The following is a 15,977-nucleotide window of genomic DNA, read 5'->3' on the forward strand; positions in this document are numbered from 1 at the left end:
GCACTGATTACAGCCGCTAGGACACTCCGAATGAACGGATGCTTTTCCCCAGCAGTTAACGTCCCGGGTGCAATGGCTCGCATCCAAGCTGAACCCGCCGTCGTTATGCGAAGCGTTGCTATTGTCCGCAAGATAGAAGCTGACCCGACGAAGGCTCCGTTGCCGGTGGGAGGCTGAAATGACTGCGCGCCCCCCTAAGCGGATTGACCCGAGCGGCGTCAGCGACCTCCCAGATCGACTCCAGGAAATTATCCGACGCCGGAACACCGTCCTCGGACCTGGCTACCAGTTTTCAGAAACCATACCGGTTGAATTTGTCTCGGGTTTTGGCGCCCACTTGGTAGACCGCGAAGGCAATGATTATCTCGACGCATTTAACAACGTTCAGGGCGTCGGCCACTCGCACCGGCATGTTGCAGACGCCGTGTCGCGCCAGATAGCATCAATCAACACTGACACGCGCTACCCCCAAGAAGCACTGGTGGTGTATGCTGAGCGGCTACTTGCAACATTCCCAGCTGAGCTGTCGAAGCTAAGTTTGCCCTGCACTGGATCCGAAGCGAATGATCTCGCCGTTCGGGTCGCGAGGTTCCATACAGGCGGCGAGGGAATCATAGTTACTCGATGGGCATTTCACGGCCGTACGCGTGAGGTTGCTAGTTTTTCGCCAATGCTGGGTGCAGGTTCCCCGCTCGGACCCAACGTCCGGCTTATCACCGCTCCTGACCCTAGACTTTGCGCATCTGAACAATCACTTGAGAATTATATGCGGGAGCAAGTGCGTACCGCGATTAATGACCTCAATCGGCATGGTTACAGGCTCGCAGCCTTGATCGCCGATTCCGCTTTCACCTCCGACGGCATTTTTACCCATCCTGTGGGCTTTATGCAAGCAATGGTCGACGAGGTCCATGCCGCTGGTGGCCTCCACATTGCCGACGAGGTTCAATCGGGGTTCGCTCAGCTTGGAGATTCAATGTGGGGATTCAGCCGGCACGGCGTGGTTCCGGATATTGTCACGATGGGCAAGGCAATTGGGAACGGTTTTCCTATCTCGGGCGTCGCCTTCCGTCCAGAAGTATCTGACGAATTCGGACAGAAGGTCAGCTATTTCAACACGCTGGGCGGCCGATCCCTTTCAGTGGCCGCAGCGTCCGCAGTGCTCGATGTATTCGAACAGGAGAACGTGCGTGGACGCGTCGTAGTGAACGGAGCGACCTTGCTCGCAGGGCTTGATACGCTAACACGGAATTCTCCTTACGTCTCAGAGATCCGAGGCAGCGGACTTTACCTTGGTATCGAGATCGTCAAGAACAGAGAGACGATCGAGCCCGATCCCATTCGTTGCGAAAACATCATCAAAGACCTTCGTGATCGTCGAGTTCTAATCAGTCGAACCGGGCCGGCGGGTAACGTGCTGAAAGTTCGCCCTCCAGTCGCTTTCACCGCTGCCGATGTATCCCGACTCCTAGAAACCTTTGCCGCCGTAGCGAAACTGCTGCTTTAGAAGGTTCCAACAACATGAAAAGATCTCCCAATGTGTTGCAACGGCTCCTGGAGGATAGCAGCCTGCTCTCATCAAGAGAATCTATTGACCCCTTGCTGTTGAAAAGCGTGCTTGGGAAGCACTTCGGACTCAGTGGGCATTTTGAACGATTGGGCAGTGAAAAAGGCCACACGTTCAGGCTTAAAGCCGATGCGAGTGAATACCTCGTAAAGGTCTCACCATCTGACGAGCCCGAACAAATGACGGCGTTGCAGATTGGGGCGATGCGTTATCTTGATGATGCCGCTAACGCCTTGCCGATCCAGCGGATCAAGCCTACCCTTGATCAAAGAGATAGCGTTCCGATCGACTTGGGCGATGGCACCTGTCGAACGCTCAGTGTCTTCTGCTTTGTCAAGGGTCTACTATGGGAGCAAATGGATGCCAACATTGAGCAGTTGACCAAGGTGGGACACATACTAGGGCGAGTAAACGTTGCGCTGCGATTATTTCGGCATCCAGCTGCCGCGCGCAGCTTAGTTTATGATATTAGGCACTTCCTCCATTGGGCCGGACTTGTTGAATACGCGCCAGACCCCAAACACCGATTGCTGGCTAAGCGAGTGCTTAATATCTTCGAAGAAGTCGTGCTGCCGAGGCTGCCGAGTCTCGAGATGCAAGTAATCCACGGCGACTACGCTCCCAACAATGTAGTGGTGGATCCGCACAGCGAGGTCTTCGTGAAGGCCGTCCTTGACTTTGGTGACGCTGTCCATAGCGCGGTGATCTTTGATCCTGCCAATACGGTAGCGCACCTGATCGGCCGCACTCAGGATCACCCTTGGCACGATGCCTTTGCTTTTGTCGCCGGGTACGAGCAGAGCCGGCCAATAGATGATTCAGAACTTCCACTTTTGCCAGTTGCGGCTCTCGCGCGGCTCACCATGCTCGCGTTGATCAGGTACTGGAAGGCGGAACGTGCACCTGACCAGACTGATGAGCTACTCGCTAGCGCCGAGTACTACTGGGCGAATCTAGAGCGGGCCATGGCAGTACCACTTGATGACGTCATTGCGCGATTCTGCTCCCGCGCCGCTGCTCCTGGTGGTTAAGCGCAGCAACCGGAGGCGTGGTGCGCCGCGAGCGAACACACGTGGGCTGTGCGTGGCGCGATTTTTCGCTTTTCCTGCTCACCACTCCATAAATCGCGCACTGCGGCGACCGTACGTTGCAATGACTAGATGCAATTGACAGGACCGTTCTAGCCAAGCAAACATTCCCAAGGGAAGTTACGGTTGGCTCTCGTATTCAATCGAAAAGGTCCACGCCGCAGAACCTGCGTCAACTTTTTTGTTTTCTGACACTCTTCACGAGGTTGTATGTTACGCTGTTGGAGGTGAAGGAAGATTGACTTGGGTTGCGCATCCACAAAAATCTTCTTTAGTGGAGTACGTTGCCATAGGCCGTGCAAAGCGACCTTAAGCCGCGCGCCCATGAATGACTTTTCTAAAAAGCGCCTGTAGCCTGGCTATGGAACTCGCACGTCGCCCTCGCACTTTTGGGACATAGATACACGGGAGGCATGTCGGCGCGATAATGAGTCGCTAATCTTATGCGGCAAGAACCGTGACCATCGACCATGAGATGGGCTGACCAGACGCAATCCCCATGAGCCACGCTTCAGCAGGGCTCCGTCGCGTATGATAAGAAGGTCAGGCTCTGAAGCGCGAGCATGATCCACAGCGAAGGATCTGGCGCGCTTCACTCCGCAATCGCATAGGAGGAGCGTCGCGGATCCGCTCCGCCCATAAGGAGGCCCTCACATTTTCGGATCGCGTTTACACCCCCCATCATCCGAGACCAGCTCTCCAGTCGCTTTACTACAAAACCGGCATCTGTGAGAGGAATGTCCCAATCGGGCGGACATCTGGCCTCCAGCATGACAGTCCGACCTTGGTCATGACGCAGGCGCGGCCACTCGATCGCGGCCTGAATATCAAGCCCCTGCTCGAAGTGACGCCGGATAACTTGAAACAGGGACTGCGGCTGTCCGTGGTCACCAGGTGTCGCAATCGCAAGCTCCACGCCCTCGTCTGAAGTCACCAAGGCGGGGCAAAGCGTATGGAAAGGCCGAAAGCCACCGCGCAAACCCCGCAGCGGGTTGTCATCGAGGGACTCGAGCATTGCACGGTTGTGTAAGACGATCCCGTGGCTTGGACAAACAACACACGAACCAAAGGTCTCGAATAACGATTGCACCCAAGACACGGCATGACCGGCGGCGTCCACGACGACCAGGGTAGAGGTGTCGCCTCCTCCTGAGAGGCTTATGGCTGGTGCGGCCTCAAGCGCTAACGTTTTCAGCCGATCAGGCGAGAGAAGGTCCTGCGGTAGAGCAATCCTGCGCGGGTCACTACAGTAGGAGTCGCGTATGCCAAACGCGGCCTTCTTCCGCGCTAGATAAGAGACCGGATCAATAAGCGGATCAGATCCGTCTGACGGCGCGGGAGCCGGCTGAGCTTCGGAAAGACCAAGCATGGCAAGGAGTGCAAGCCCTTGAGAATTTGGGGGCGCCACGTGGACCCGCCGCCCTCGCCATGTCATAGACAGTGCTCCTTCAAAGGAAGTCGCATGCGCCGCGAGATCTTCGAGATCGATTTGAACCTCCTGATGCTGTGCTTCCGCCAGCCATTGCCGGGCAAGGTTCCCCGAATAAAATGATTGCCAGCCCTGCCTAGCCAAGACCCGCATCGTATCGGCGGCCTCGGGTTGCTTCAAACGTTCTCCGAGGCGGCGCCCGCCAGCCTTACCGAATTTGGCCTCCAGCGCGGGGAATTCGCCTACGAGCTCCGCATATTCATCTCCGTTAAAAAAATCGACCGCTGATACATCGAGCCCAACACCCTCCTCGGCAAGCGCGATTGCCGGCTCAAGGACCTCCATCAGTGAGCGACTTCCAAACTTCTCAAGTGCTTCGCCCCAAGCAGCAACCACACCGGGCACGGTGACCGGAATTGGGCCACGTCGCGGCATCGAGATAATCCCACGCTTGCGTAAAGCCGCTACCGATATTGACCGCGGACTTGGGCCGGAGCCGTTTATCGCGGTGACATCTCCATTTGGCCCCGCGTGAAGAGCAATTGCGTCGCCGCCAAGGCCATTCATGAACGGAATAGCAATCGCAAGGGTTGCGGCCGCCGCCACTGCGGCATCCATTGCATTTCCGCCCTTACGTAGCATCGCCACACCTGCCTCTGAAGCCCGGGGGTGCCCAGCGACGACCATTCCGCGCTCGCCCATAACTACAGGACGATGCGACCTAAACGTTTCGCTTCTGATGTTCGCGGTCACGCTTGGTTACTCCATAAATCTTGATGCATTCATCAACGTTCTTATGCGTTCGCAATTGCTATGAAAATCTGACGTCACGTAGAGACGAAAAGTCGCGTGGCCGCGGCAACGGGACCTCAATGATCTCATGGATGCGCCCAGGATGGGCGTCATTACCACGACGCGATCTCCCAGCATTACCGGCTCTGTGATACTGTGTGTGATCAAGACTACGGATTTCCAGATTTCATCCACCTCGTTGTAATTCTAGGGTCATTTGCTCTCTGCTACCAGTCAGTTGTTTATCGTCTCGACTCCGAAATCGCTGAACAGGAATTGGAAGGCGCTAGTCCCCTGCGCCCGGAACTGTGCGATATGCATCATAGGAGGCCCGAAAAGGCCGTGCGCGCACACGCACTGTGCACCAATGTCACCAAATGAGTGAAATCAAAAACTGGCAGGCGCGTTTCCGCCTGGATTGCCGCAGCATAGGGCGGAAACAACGAGCACTCGAGGAGTATTGCGCCTATGTCCTTCCGATCGGCGACCAATTTCTTGGCCACCTCCACTGTCTCGGCCTCGGCAGCGGCAAAATCGAGCGTCCTCCTGTCTTCCCAAGCCGTCGCAGCAAATTCAGCGCACCCCTCCATGCCGATGACGTGGATAGTTTCGGGGTCAATGGAAGCTCCTTTCAAATGTCGCCTGGTCAGGCTGGCTACTTCGGCAGTGATTATTCCCACTTTTCGGCCTGTTCGAAGTGTCGCGGCAATGAACGGCACGAGCATCAGCGACGAGGCAAAAACCGGAATGTTGACTGCTTCGCGCAAATGAGACTGAAAGAGTGCGGCGAACCCGCATGAGGTGGTTATCGCCCGGCATCCCTGATCTTCAAGGTAGCGCGCGCCTTCGAGCCACGGCTCAATCGCCTTCCGAAATTCACTGCTTGCTGGATCAAGTACACCGAGATCTCGCGCCGTTCGACTCCCGGAAGCTCCCTTCACGACGTGATGCATTACGGGAAACGGAAATGTCGACGCGTTACCGATAGCACCGGGCGGTCGAGGGAAACGCCCCTCGATCATCAGTATGCCTATTCTGTGACCATAAAGGTTGTGTCCGCCCGTGAGCAAACCGCGTTTCATCACAGACCTCACTTTTTGGATAGCAGGGTGCGTGGGAAGTCGGCCAAACAATTCACGCCTCGATCAGTCACCTCAAATGTTTCCGAAACTACGAGCCCGTAGTTTTCCATCCAGATCACGGGAATGCAATGGAACGTCATATTCGGCTCGAGTTCAGTCCGATCACCGGCGCGGATACTGGCGGTGAGTTCGTTCCAAGTTGGCGGAAAACCGATGCCGACCGGGTAGCCAATTCGGCCATCCTTCTCGATGCCGTATCGTGAGATCACCGCCTTCCACGCGGCGGCCAGTTCTTCACACACCACGCCCGGGCGCACCTTCTCAAGCACTGCATTCAGGCCCTCGGCAATCACCTTGGCGACATACTCCATACGCTCAGGCGGCTTGCCAAGGTAGATGCACCGGGAAAGGGGTGAGTGATAACGATGCCTGACGCCGCCGAGTTCGATGTAGAAGAGGTCGTTCTCGACAAGCGGCGCGTCGGTCCATGACAGGTGCGGCGCGGCGCAATATTCGCCCACCATGGCGTTGGGCGGCTTGCACGGAAACGTGCCACCGAACTCGGGCAATCCCGCTGTTGTGACGCGATAGACTTCGGCCATAACGTCGCACTGACGCACTCCGGGTCGCGCCGCATCGAATGCTGCCTGTTGTGCTGCAGCAGCGATTCGGCCGGCCTGGCGCATAAACTCGAGTTCGCGTTCGGACTTTACCATCCGGCAGCGATTGATAAGCAGAAAGGCGTCGACGAACTTACTATTTGTAAGATGCTTCTTGAGAAGGGCATCCCACTTGGCCGTGTAGTAATAATCGTCAGTCTCCACTCCGATTGTTCCGCCATCCCAACTGCGGCGCTGCAGTTCTTCGGCGACAAACTGCATTGGATGAAGATCGGAGGAGCCAACATATTGGTCCGGATAGGGGACGACGTTCTTCTCGGCGAGAAACGCAGTGAACTTCGCTCCGACCGAATCCATCTTCCGACCGATCCAAATCGGTTCTTCTTGCCTTAAACTCACGGCAACCATTTGGGGTGTATAGAACGACCATCCGTCATAGCCGGTAAGCCAGAACTGATTGGCCGGCGACGCGACGAGCAGCACATCGATGTTTTGGCGCTCCATCGCTTTCTTTACACGTGCGACACGCGTCAAATATTCTGATCGCTCGAATAACAGCATATTCAAACCTCACTTTCGGGCTCACGCCCTTCATCCGCGCCGTTTCACCGAGCGCCCTCTATTGATGGCAGCCCCCACGGGAACAAAAATCGGCCAGCTTCCGGACGCGCACACATTAACCGACTCCTGCTCGAACACTTGGTCGCCGGTCGATCCACGGTCTGGCTTCCTCCAGATCGCGTGCAATTCGAACCAGCGTAGCCTCATCGCCAAAGCGGCCGACGATCTGGAGGCCGATTGGCAGTCCGCTGTGGCTTTGTGCCAAGGGTAGCGATACCGATGGATGTCCCGTTACATTGAATATCCCAAGATACGCGTATAGCGCCTCATTCGCGTCCATGTGTTCCTTTGCAGAGACCGTTGGGTTCGTTGTACAAGTACCGGTGCCATGCGGTAGCGCCACGGTTGGCATCGTCGGGGTCAACAGAATGTCAAACGGCTGGATCGCTTCCCCGACACGGAACCGCATACTCCGCAAGGCCTCAAGCAAGTCCGCAAAGTTCGATGGCGGTGAATCTCGGCTATGTTCGAGAAGCTTGAGATTCACTGGCTCCAAGGTGTCTGCGCTGATTGGGCGCCTCATAGCGCGTGCTGTGTCTTCAAGTGAAGCTCGGCTGAGGCTGAACCTTCCTTGCATTATTGTCATGCGTAGCCTTTTGCGCTCCTCAGGCTCTAACGGTGGCGCAATTTCCGTCACGATGTGCCCCATTTCCTCAAGAAGTGCCGCCGCCGAGTCGACAGCGTTCAGGATTTCTGGCTCGACATCGATCTCGCCCCATTTGGTCCTGGCAACCCCCACTCTCAGCCGCCCCGTGGGCTGGGAAAGCTCATCAACATAGCGACGGCTTGGTTGGACGATGATAAAAGGATCGCCGGGATGAGGAGCGGAAAAGACGTCAAGCGCGGCGGCCATGTCGCGCACAGTCCGACATAGAACGAACTCGCGCGGTATGCCAAACCCTGTGTCCTGGGTGTTCGGGCCGCCAGAAATACGCCCACGGGACGGGTTCAGTCCGACAAGGCCGCACCAGGCAGCAGGGACGCGAATTGATCCACCGCCATCGTTGCCATGGGCAATCGGAGTGATGCCAGCGGCCACCGCCGCCGCGGATCCCCCGGAGGAACCGCCCGCGGAGCGCTCCAAATTCCATGGATTGCGGGTGATGCCATTGAGTATGGATTCGGTGAATCCGGAGGTGCCGAACTCCGGTGTTGTCGTTCTTCCAAGCGTTCGGAGCCCGGCGTCCCTGGCATGGCGAATAAAGTAGCTATCTGTCTGCGGACGAAAGCCCTTGAGTAGACGGCTTCCATCTTCTTGTAACCGGCCAGCTTCGGTGGCCCCGCTATCCTTACGAAGGAAAGGCACGCCATGGAAGAGCCCTCCGTCCGAGCCGGCAACAGTCTCAGCATCTTCATAGAACTCAATGACGGCATTGATGCGGGGATTGATTTCGTCGTGGGCCTGCCGGGCTAGCCCCGTCAACTCCAAGGGCGTCACTTCGCCCGTTCTCACAAGAGAGGCCAAACCGGTGGCATCGTGATCGACGTATTCGCTTAGTTTCATGTTGGTTACGTCCTTACTCGATGGGGTAGTTAATATTGATGGCTCGCATCAATAACCGCAGTCTCAATTTCCTGACCCGCCTCGACGTTGCGCGCGCCGGCTTTGTATTCCCGCTGGAGGCGCTCAAGGTCTGCTGCCGGGATATGGCAACGGATGACGTGGCCGGGCTCCGCTTCAGTCAGCGGTGGCTCTGATATCTCGCAGATTGCGCCGATCTTGCGCGGGCATCGACTCTGGAAGGGGCATCCTGAAGGCGGATTGGCCGCGGACGGAATTTCTCCAGATAGCCGAATGCGGGTGTTCCGGGTGCCATCGAGGTTGGGGACCGCGGAAAGAAGCGCCTCGGTATAAGGGTGGTTTGGTCCTTCGAAGACGCGCTCCGATGGCCCCATCTCCATGATCCGCCCGAGGTAGAGCACGGCAATTCGGTCGGAAAGGTAGCGCACGATGCCAAGATCATGAGAGATGAAGACGTAACTGACAGCGCGGGCCGCCTGAAGCTCGGCGAGAAGATTCAGGATCGCGGCCTGGACCGAAACGTCAAGCGCCGAGGTGGGTTCGTCGCAGACCACAATGCGAGGGTCGCCCGCGAAGCTTCGTGCTATGGCGACGCGCTGCTTGAGCCCGCCGGAAAGCTGGCGCGGGCGGAGAGCTAGGTGCCTGGGCGTCAAGCGGACGGCCGCCACGAGCGCATTGAGACGGCTAGACAGGTCGGCGCCTCGGAAGCCGCCCAGCCTGCGCAACGCACGCCCAATAATGCGGGAGACAGAATGGGAGCGGTTCAGCGCCGAGTCCGGGTTCTGGAAGACAATCTGCACCGCCTTAACCTCTTCATCCCGACGTCGGTCGAGACTGGCGGCAAGGGGATTGCCGTCAAGCTCGATGGTCCCACCGAGATCGGGCGGCACCAGGCCCAGGAGCATTCGGGCCAGCGTGGTTTTGCCGGAGCCGGATTCACCGACTAGACCCAGTGTTTCCCCCGGGAGCAAGCTTAGCGATACGTCGGCGACCGCACGGATCGCATGGCTGCCCTGGCCGTAAGTCTTTGAGAGGTTGCTGACGCGCAGTACCGGCGCGCCCCCCATTGTAGGCTTTGGCATCACCACGTCGGCAGGCGTGTTACGCGGAAGGTCGACCGCCCGATCCGAATAATGGCAACGCACGAGCCGACCGCAAACAGCCCGCAGCTTCGGAACTTCCGTCCGACAGAGGTTGTCAGCCAGTGCACAGCGCTCGGCGAAGGGGCAACCGGGCATCAGCATGCCGGCGGTGGGCAGGAAGCCCGGAATGGTGTCGAGCCGTCGACGGTCCTTTCGTTGCCCACCCCGCGGAAGGCACCGCAAGAGAGAAATAGTGTATGGATGGCGCGGTGAGCCGAAGATCTCTCGTGTCGGCCCCTCCTCCACCAGCATCCCCGCGTATAGGACGCCGACGCGGTCGCACATTTTCGCCACTACGGCGAGGTTGTGACTGATGAACAGGACCGAGGTCCCAAGCTCGCGCCGGAGATCGGTGATGAGGTCCAGGACCTCGGCCTCCACGGTGGCATCAAGGCCCGTCGTGGGCTCGTCGAGGATCAGCATTGTCGGATCATTCGCCAGCGCCATGGCAATCGCCACCCGCTGCTGCATCCCGCCTGAAAGCTGGTGCGGATAGCGCTGCATTACCGAGCCGGGATCGGCGATCCGCACCTTTTTTAGCATCTCGAGCGCACGAGCTTCGCGCTCGGCCAGCGGAACTCCCACCACCTCGAACACCTCGACCAACTGTCGTCCGACCTTCAGCGAAGGGTTCAGCGCTTTGCCAGGGTCTTGATAGACCATCGAGACATCTTTTGCTCGCAGGTCCTTAAGCGCTTGGGGCCCAAGCCGCATCACGTCCGCTCCGTCGAGCGTGACCGCCCCGCCAGTGATCCTGCCGTTCCGCGGCAAATAGCGTACCACGGTCAGCGCCACGGTGGACTTGCCGCAGCCCGACTCGCCGACCAGCCCGTACGCCTCACCACGGGCAATCTCAAAGCTCACGTCGCGCAGTACAGCGCGATTGCGGCCTCCGGCGCGATAATCGACCGAGAGTCGGTCTAGGCGCAGCGCTGGCTCAACCATCGAGCGCCTCCTGCAACGCGTCGGCCGTCAAATTTATCCCCACCACGAGAGTAGCGATCGCCAGCGCGTCGAATAGCACAGTCCACCAATAGCCCCCGCTGATCATCGAGTAATTGTTGGAGATCGAGAGCCCCCAATCCGGCGAGGGTGGCTGAAGGCCGAACCCGATGAAGCTCAGCGTGGCGACTGCGAAGATCGCATATCCGAGGCGCACCGTGGATTCGACGAGGATGGGCGGGAGTATGTTGGGTAGGATTTCGACGAACATGATATGGGCTGAATTCTCATGGCGGAGCTTGGCGGCTGCGACGTAGTCAAGCTCCCGCTCCGACAGGACCGCGGAGCGGACAGTGCGGGCGATGCCCGGACCGAAGGATAGGCCGATGACGATGATGACAGTGGTCTCGGACGTGCCTAGCGCAACAATCGCGAGAAGTGATACGATCACTCCTGGAATTGCCATCGTGGCCTCGATCAGGCGCGAGGCGATGTCGTCGATGATGCCTCGGAAATAGCCGGTGAGAAGCCCGAGCACTGTGCCCACAACGGTCGCCAGGATCGTCGCGAGGGGCGCGACGGTCAGAATGTCGCGCGAGCCGACGATGACGCGGGAAAAGATATCTCGGCCGATCTGGTCGGTCCCGAACCAATGCTCTGCAGAGGGCTGCCCTAGCGCGTTCAGGATATCCTCGCCTAGCGGGTCGTACGGCACCAAGTCGCGGCCGAAGAGGGCACAGACCACCCAGAAGAGCACGATGGTTAGGCCGGTCAGGAAGGCGCCGGAACGGGACAGCGCCGTGAAGACCTCCTGACGCCGGCTCGGGGCCGCAGCGGCGGCAAAGCCCGTCATTGGCCGTCTCCCATCTGAATGCGTGGGTTGAGGAAGGAGTAAAGGAGATCGGCGAGCAATGTCGCCACAGCGTAGGTGATCCCGATGATTAGCACGCACGCCTGTAGCATCGGGAAATCCTTGGCCTTGGCCGCGTTGAAGATCAGAGACCCAATCCCTTGATATCGGAACAACGTCTCCACCACCAAAAGACCGCCGATGAGGTAGCCCGTCTGGCTGGCGATGACCGTGATGGTCGGCAGCAGCGCGTTCCTGAGTACGTGCCGCCAGATGACCAGGCGCCAAGGCAGGCCCTTCAGCACGGCAGTGCGGGTGTAGTCGGAGTCGAGCGCCTCAATCATGCCCGCTCTTGCCATGCGCGCAATGTAGCCGAACAGCCCGAGCACGAGTGTCATCGCGGGCAAGACCAGGTAGTAGAGCTGGATCAAGGGTCCCGCGCCATCAGGCCAGGCGGCGTCGATCGGCAACCAGCGAAGCCAAATGCCAAAGATCAGGATCAGCACGATGCCGCTGACGAATTCCGGCAGCACGGTCGCCGACAGGCCGCCGAGGCTGATGACGCGGTCAAGTGGCCGATTTACCTTCAGCGCAGCCACTACCCCGCCGAGGATGCCAAGCGGCACGACGAGCAGGAAGCCCACCGCCGCAAGCTTCAGCGAATGGCCGAGCGCGGGAACTACGAAGGCGGCGACAGGGGAACGATAGATGTAGGACTGGCCCATGTCGCCTTGGAGAAAAGGCCAAATCCACGCGCCATATTGCACGAGGAGCGGTCGATCGACGCCAAGCTGGTGGTTCAGCGCATCGACCGCTTGCTGATCGGCGAGAGGGCCAAGGATAGTTCGGCCGACGTTCCCGGGCAGAATCTGCCCGAGAAAGAACACGATCAGGCTCAGCACAAAGAGTGTCACCAACGAAAAGGCGAAGCGTCGGGCAAGGAAGCGGTTCATCAGGTCTGCTTTAATGAGGTTGCGAAACGGCAGTTGATCGGCGGGCCGGCTCGTCCCGGTCCGCCGAGCCTGCGTTACGCCTTTCCGACGCCCTGCAGGAAGAGCTGCCCCGTGCCGGCCCTCTCGACGCCGATGACGCCCTTCTTCGTCGCAGTCAGGCGGTCGTAGAAATAGCCATAGAGCATCGGCGTTTCCTCAAGCAGTAGCCCTTGGATTTTGCCTGCAACCGCCCGTTGCGCCTCCAGATCGAGCGTGGCGATGTAGCTCTTGGCCAGCGTGTCATATTCCTTGTTGCTGAAACGCGCTGGGTTCCAGGGGCCATCACTCATCAATATCGACGTGAGGAACAAGTTCGGCACACTGCGATGGCTGAAGTCGCCGATGCCAATCTCCGAGTCAAGCCAAGGCGACTTTCCGGGAACCACATCGCCGTAAAAGGGGTTCCGGTCCATGATGTTGAGCTTCAGGTCGATGCCGATCTCCTTTACCCAGCTCTGGATGAGCTGCGCATAGGTGGGGATTTCCAGATATTGCTCTGTGGTGAGCGTCACTTGGAAGCCCTTTTCCATCCCCGCAGCCTTCATGAGCTCTTTGGCCTTGCGGATGTCCTGTTTGCGCTGCGGCACTGTCGGGTCGGTCGAAGGATAGGCCGGGGCAAAGGGGCTGTCGTTGCCGACGACGGCGCGGCCCTTCATAAGGCCATGCACGAGCTTTTCGCGATCCAGACACAACGCCATCGCCTGACGGACACGCCGATCCTTGAACAGGCCTGTGTCGCAGTGCATGTGGACCGGCTGATGCGCGGAGGATTTCATGCTGAGGATTTCGACTGTCGGGTCGTTGAGCAATGCCACACCGGCAAGCGCGGGAAGCAAACTGATGATGTCGACCTGCCCAGCCTGCATCGCGAGGATTTGTGGCTGGATATCGTTAAAGAAGATGAATTCTGTCCTCGCGGGCAGCACCTTCGGCCCCCAGTAATCCTCATTGCGCACGAAACTCGCCCCGACGTTTTGGGTGTACTTCTCGAGTTTGAAAGGACCGGTGCCGTCCCAGGTTTTCTCGAAATCCCCTGAATAGTTCGCTGGCAGGATGATGACGTTGTAGTTGCCGGACGATACCAGGTAGGGGAAGTTGCCGTTCGGAGCGTCGAGATGGAACTCGACGGTATAGTCATCCACCTTCCGGGTGCCGCCCTTCTGCAGGAAGCCTTTGAAGGACGAGAGCGCTTCCGAGCCATTCTTCGGGTCGGCCAGCCGGTCCATGGTGGCAACAACATCATCGGCCTTCATCTCGCCGCCAGAATGGAACTTGACGCCCTTGCGCAGCGTGAAGGTCCAGACGGTGCCGTCCTGATTGGGCTTCCAGCTTGTCGCGAGACAGGGCTTTAGCACCAGGTCCGACCCGTCGACGCAAAGGTACTCGGCGACCTGCTGGTACAGCAGGAGCCCGCCGGGGTAGCTTACCAAAACTTGGCCACTGGGCGTAGGGGATGCGATCCGAATCGTGGCACCAGGCTGAGGGTTGGCCCGGGCTACCGACGGTGCTGCGCCGAAGCCAGCCGCAAGTGTGACCTGTCCAAGAAAAGGCAGCGACAGGCCAAGCAAACTGCCGTGCCGCAAAAACTCCCGCCGGCTCAGGCGGCCATCGACGTAACCATCGATCAGGTGGTGCTCGACAGGTGTGAGGCCGGAGCGAAGACCGTCGAGGGAGCTAAAGTTTCGTGTCATAGAAATTCCCCTTTCTCTATTGGTTGTGTCGATGAGAGGCTTTCGCCGGCTGCAGGTCAAATACAGTTTTGCTATTGTTACGATCTAGCAGCTAGATGCCCTCCGGCTTGTGCGTCGCGTCAGAACACGGCCCTCCTCCTCACACGCACGATTTGCCTGTTGCCTGGCTGATCGCCGACCGGATTGCGGCCTTTTATCTTTGGCGGTTGATCGAGATGGGTACCGACGACGACATCACGTTCAACCCCGCCACCCCTACAAGCGCGCTGCGCAGCGCCACCCCACAGATTGGCAGCAAGGTGAATCGCGGCGAGCGGCTGGTCCTGCAAAGCGAGGTTCCTAGCGCCGCGGGCGTGCTGAAGGGGTGCCGTTTTCATCCGTGTTGCCCACTGGCTTCCCTCGGAAAGGAAGCGGCCGCGAACGTCCCACCATGACGATGAAGCCCGGCCAGCAAACGTGTAGGGTACCGCATGTTTCGAATCGCGCCCATCGCGATAAGGTTCTTTGCTATAGGGTGTACAGAGCAGGATGGTTGGTGGCCGCTCCCGGCTCCGCGCGGACGGTAAATGTCGGCGTAAATGCCCACGCCGTCTGTCATAGGTATGCGGACATCATGATCGAGATTGACATTGAAACGCTGCTTCGGGTAGTTGTTGCATCTTGCGGGACAGCCGCTCGTCATGTCCTGGTCCTCTTTCTTGGTTAGCGGCGCGGAGGATCCGCGTCTCACGGGATTCCCTGCTTCAAGCCTTGACAGAGGCATCTGGAGCCTCAGTAACCTTTCTATGAAAGTAGCAGAGTATAAGGGGCCGCTTTGCACCGAAGTATCCTCTTTGAACGCAGGAAATCGGCGTTCTCCGGGTTTCGCGCATATAAGCCCAGGATTACCAGTGGTGGGCCTCGCGCTTTCCAGCGCTCAGGCTGAGGTGCGTGACTACATCCGGTCCTTTCTGGTCCTTTCGACCGCAGACTTGGGACCCTCATGCCCGCTGTCGATTGCCCTTGCACGAAGTACTGGGGAGCTGTGGCCGCTCAAGGATCAGTAAACTTGACCTTCGATCGGAGCTCCCTCACCGCGGAATTCAATGCCGCTCCGAAGCCCACGCCGGCCCTGGAGGCATGTCAAGCAGAAGCGTCGCGATCGCGTAAGGAAGCTGAATTGCCTGGCTACAAAGGTTCATGATTCCGCATTGAAAGATTTCGCAGGAAGTCGTGCAGTGTTGACGCCTGCCACGGAGTCTCCCCGATATACCAATTTCGCGCTCGTGGCCGCGCGCAAGAGTGACGATGGAACCGGCAGCTCGGCCACGGCTTGTAGAAATGTTGGCAAGTGACCGCCTCGCTTCTTCCGATGGCCCCATCGAGATCGACGTATCGTGCATCGACCATCGTAAAATACTCGGGCTACCATCGAAATCGAGGCAAGCTTCCGACCCGCGCTCGATCCACTTCGCCGCGAAACCGGCAGCCATCGCGGCCCCCCGTTCTCGAAACGTTGTAGGAGTACGATCTGCCTAGACCAAAGCGGCCCGATCGGAATCGCGACATTTGAACTCGCCACACCGAACATTTGTTCAAGTGCAGCGGCATCTTGACCTGGCAATCGACCTGCTGGTCGCTTCGAGCACCTGGGATCGCG

At 58.5% G+C, this 15,977-nt stretch carries 11 protein-coding genes; 3 read left to right on the forward strand and 8 right to left on the reverse strand.

Annotated features, from left to right (window positions below):
- The first annotated feature begins 178 nt into the window (after window positions 1–178).
- A complete protein-coding gene (locus A3AU_RS0131665; RefSeq protein ID WP_027056439.1) occupies window positions 179–1,507 on the forward strand; it encodes an aspartate aminotransferase family protein in 1,329 nt (442 codons plus the stop codon).
- A 14-nt stretch (window positions 1,508–1,521) separates the two neighbouring features.
- Entirely contained in the window at window positions 1,522–2,598 is a 1,077-nt protein-coding gene (locus A3AU_RS01000000136555; RefSeq protein WP_032918500.1) for a phosphotransferase, read from the forward strand.
- 649 nt (window positions 2,599–3,247) lie between these two features.
- Here A3AU_RS01000000136555 and A3AU_RS0131675 read toward each other — a convergent pair.
- From A3AU_RS0131675 to A3AU_RS0131715, 8 genes are all read right to left on the reverse strand, one after another.
- Window positions 3,248–4,786, reverse strand: coding sequence for a gamma-glutamyltransferase family protein (locus A3AU_RS0131675; protein ID WP_081709744.1), 1,539 nt, complete (start codon window positions 4,784–4,786; stop codon window positions 3,248–3,250).
- A gap of 410 nt (window positions 4,787–5,196) precedes the next feature.
- Window positions 5,197–5,958 (reverse strand): aspartate/glutamate racemase family protein, encoded by a 762-nt coding sequence (locus tag A3AU_RS0131685; protein ID WP_027056441.1) that lies wholly within the window; start codon window positions 5,956–5,958, stop codon window positions 5,197–5,199.
- 8 nt (window positions 5,959–5,966) lie between these two features.
- A complete protein-coding gene (locus A3AU_RS0131690; protein ID WP_027056442.1) occupies window positions 5,967–7,139 on the reverse strand; it encodes a M24 family metallopeptidase in 1,173 nt (390 codons plus the stop codon).
- 115 nt (window positions 7,140–7,254) lie between these two features.
- On the reverse strand, window positions 7,255–8,703 hold the full coding sequence (locus tag A3AU_RS0131695; RefSeq protein ID WP_027056443.1) for an amidase: 1,449 nt from the start codon (window positions 8,701–8,703) through the stop codon (window positions 7,255–7,257).
- Window positions 8,704–8,732: 29 nt separating this feature from the next.
- On the reverse strand, window positions 8,733–10,808 hold the full coding sequence (locus A3AU_RS01000000136560) for an ABC transporter ATP-binding protein (protein WP_051355521.1): 2,076 nt from the start codon (window positions 10,806–10,808) through the stop codon (window positions 8,733–8,735).
- A complete protein-coding gene (locus A3AU_RS0131705) occupies window positions 10,801–11,658 on the reverse strand; it encodes an ABC transporter permease (RefSeq protein WP_027056444.1) in 858 nt (285 codons plus the stop codon). Before A3AU_RS0131705 ends, A3AU_RS01000000136560 begins: the two co-directional genes overlap by 8 nt.
- On the reverse strand, window positions 11,655–12,608 hold the full coding sequence (locus A3AU_RS0131710) for an ABC transporter permease (protein WP_027056445.1): 954 nt from the start codon (window positions 12,606–12,608) through the stop codon (window positions 11,655–11,657). The genes A3AU_RS0131705 and A3AU_RS0131710 overlap by 4 nt, the downstream gene beginning before the upstream one ends.
- Before the next feature lie 74 nt (window positions 12,609–12,682).
- Window positions 12,683–14,338: an ABC transporter substrate-binding protein gene (locus A3AU_RS0131715; protein ID WP_027056446.1), complete on the reverse strand. Its 1,656-nt coding sequence runs from the start codon at window positions 14,336–14,338 to the stop codon at window positions 12,683–12,685.
- Window positions 14,339–14,433: 95 nt separating this feature from the next.
- Between A3AU_RS0131715 and A3AU_RS0131720 the strand changes: the two genes are divergently transcribed.
- On the forward strand, window positions 14,434–14,772 hold the full coding sequence (locus tag A3AU_RS0131720) for an ABC transporter ATP-binding protein (protein WP_027056447.1): 339 nt from the start codon (window positions 14,434–14,436) through the stop codon (window positions 14,770–14,772).
- Window positions 14,773–15,977: the final 1,205 nt, after the last annotated feature.

This window comes from Mesorhizobium erdmanii USDA 3471 (genome assembly GCF_000472705.1).
Classification (GTDB): Bacteria; Pseudomonadota; Alphaproteobacteria; order Rhizobiales; family Rhizobiaceae; genus Mesorhizobium; species Mesorhizobium erdmanii.

Coding starts and splice junctions, on each gene's coding strand:
- A3AU_RS0131665 (WP_027056439.1), top strand. CDS start 179: ATGACTGCGCGCCCCCCTAAGCGGATTGACCCGAGCGGCGTCAGCGAC.
- A3AU_RS01000000136555 (WP_032918500.1), top strand. CDS start 1,522: ATGAAAAGATCTCCCAATGTGTTGCAACGGCTCCTGGAGGATAGCAGC.
- A3AU_RS0131675 (WP_081709744.1), bottom strand. CDS start 4,786: ATGGGCGAGCGCGGAATGGTCGTCGCTGGGCACCCCCGGGCTTCAGAG.
- A3AU_RS0131685 (WP_027056441.1), bottom strand. CDS start 5,958: ATGAAACGCGGTTTGCTCACGGGCGGACACAACCTTTATGGTCACAGA.
- A3AU_RS0131690 (WP_027056442.1), bottom strand. CDS start 7,139: ATGCTGTTATTCGAGCGATCAGAATATTTGACGCGTGTCGCACGTGTA.
- A3AU_RS0131695 (WP_027056443.1), bottom strand. CDS start 8,703: ATGAAACTAAGCGAATACGTCGATCACGATGCCACCGGTTTGGCCTCT.
- A3AU_RS01000000136560 (WP_051355521.1), bottom strand. CDS start 10,808: ATGGTTGAGCCAGCGCTGCGCCTAGACCGACTCTCGGTCGATTATCGC.
- A3AU_RS0131705 (WP_027056444.1), bottom strand. CDS start 11,658: ATGACGGGCTTTGCCGCCGCTGCGGCCCCGAGCCGGCGTCAGGAGGTC.
- A3AU_RS0131710 (WP_027056445.1), bottom strand. CDS start 12,608: ATGAACCGCTTCCTTGCCCGACGCTTCGCCTTTTCGTTGGTGACACTC.
- A3AU_RS0131715 (WP_027056446.1), bottom strand. CDS start 14,338: ATGACACGAAACTTTAGCTCCCTCGACGGTCTTCGCTCCGGCCTCACA.
- A3AU_RS0131720 (WP_027056447.1), top strand. CDS start 14,434: ATGCCCTCCGGCTTGTGCGTCGCGTCAGAACACGGCCCTCCTCCTCAC.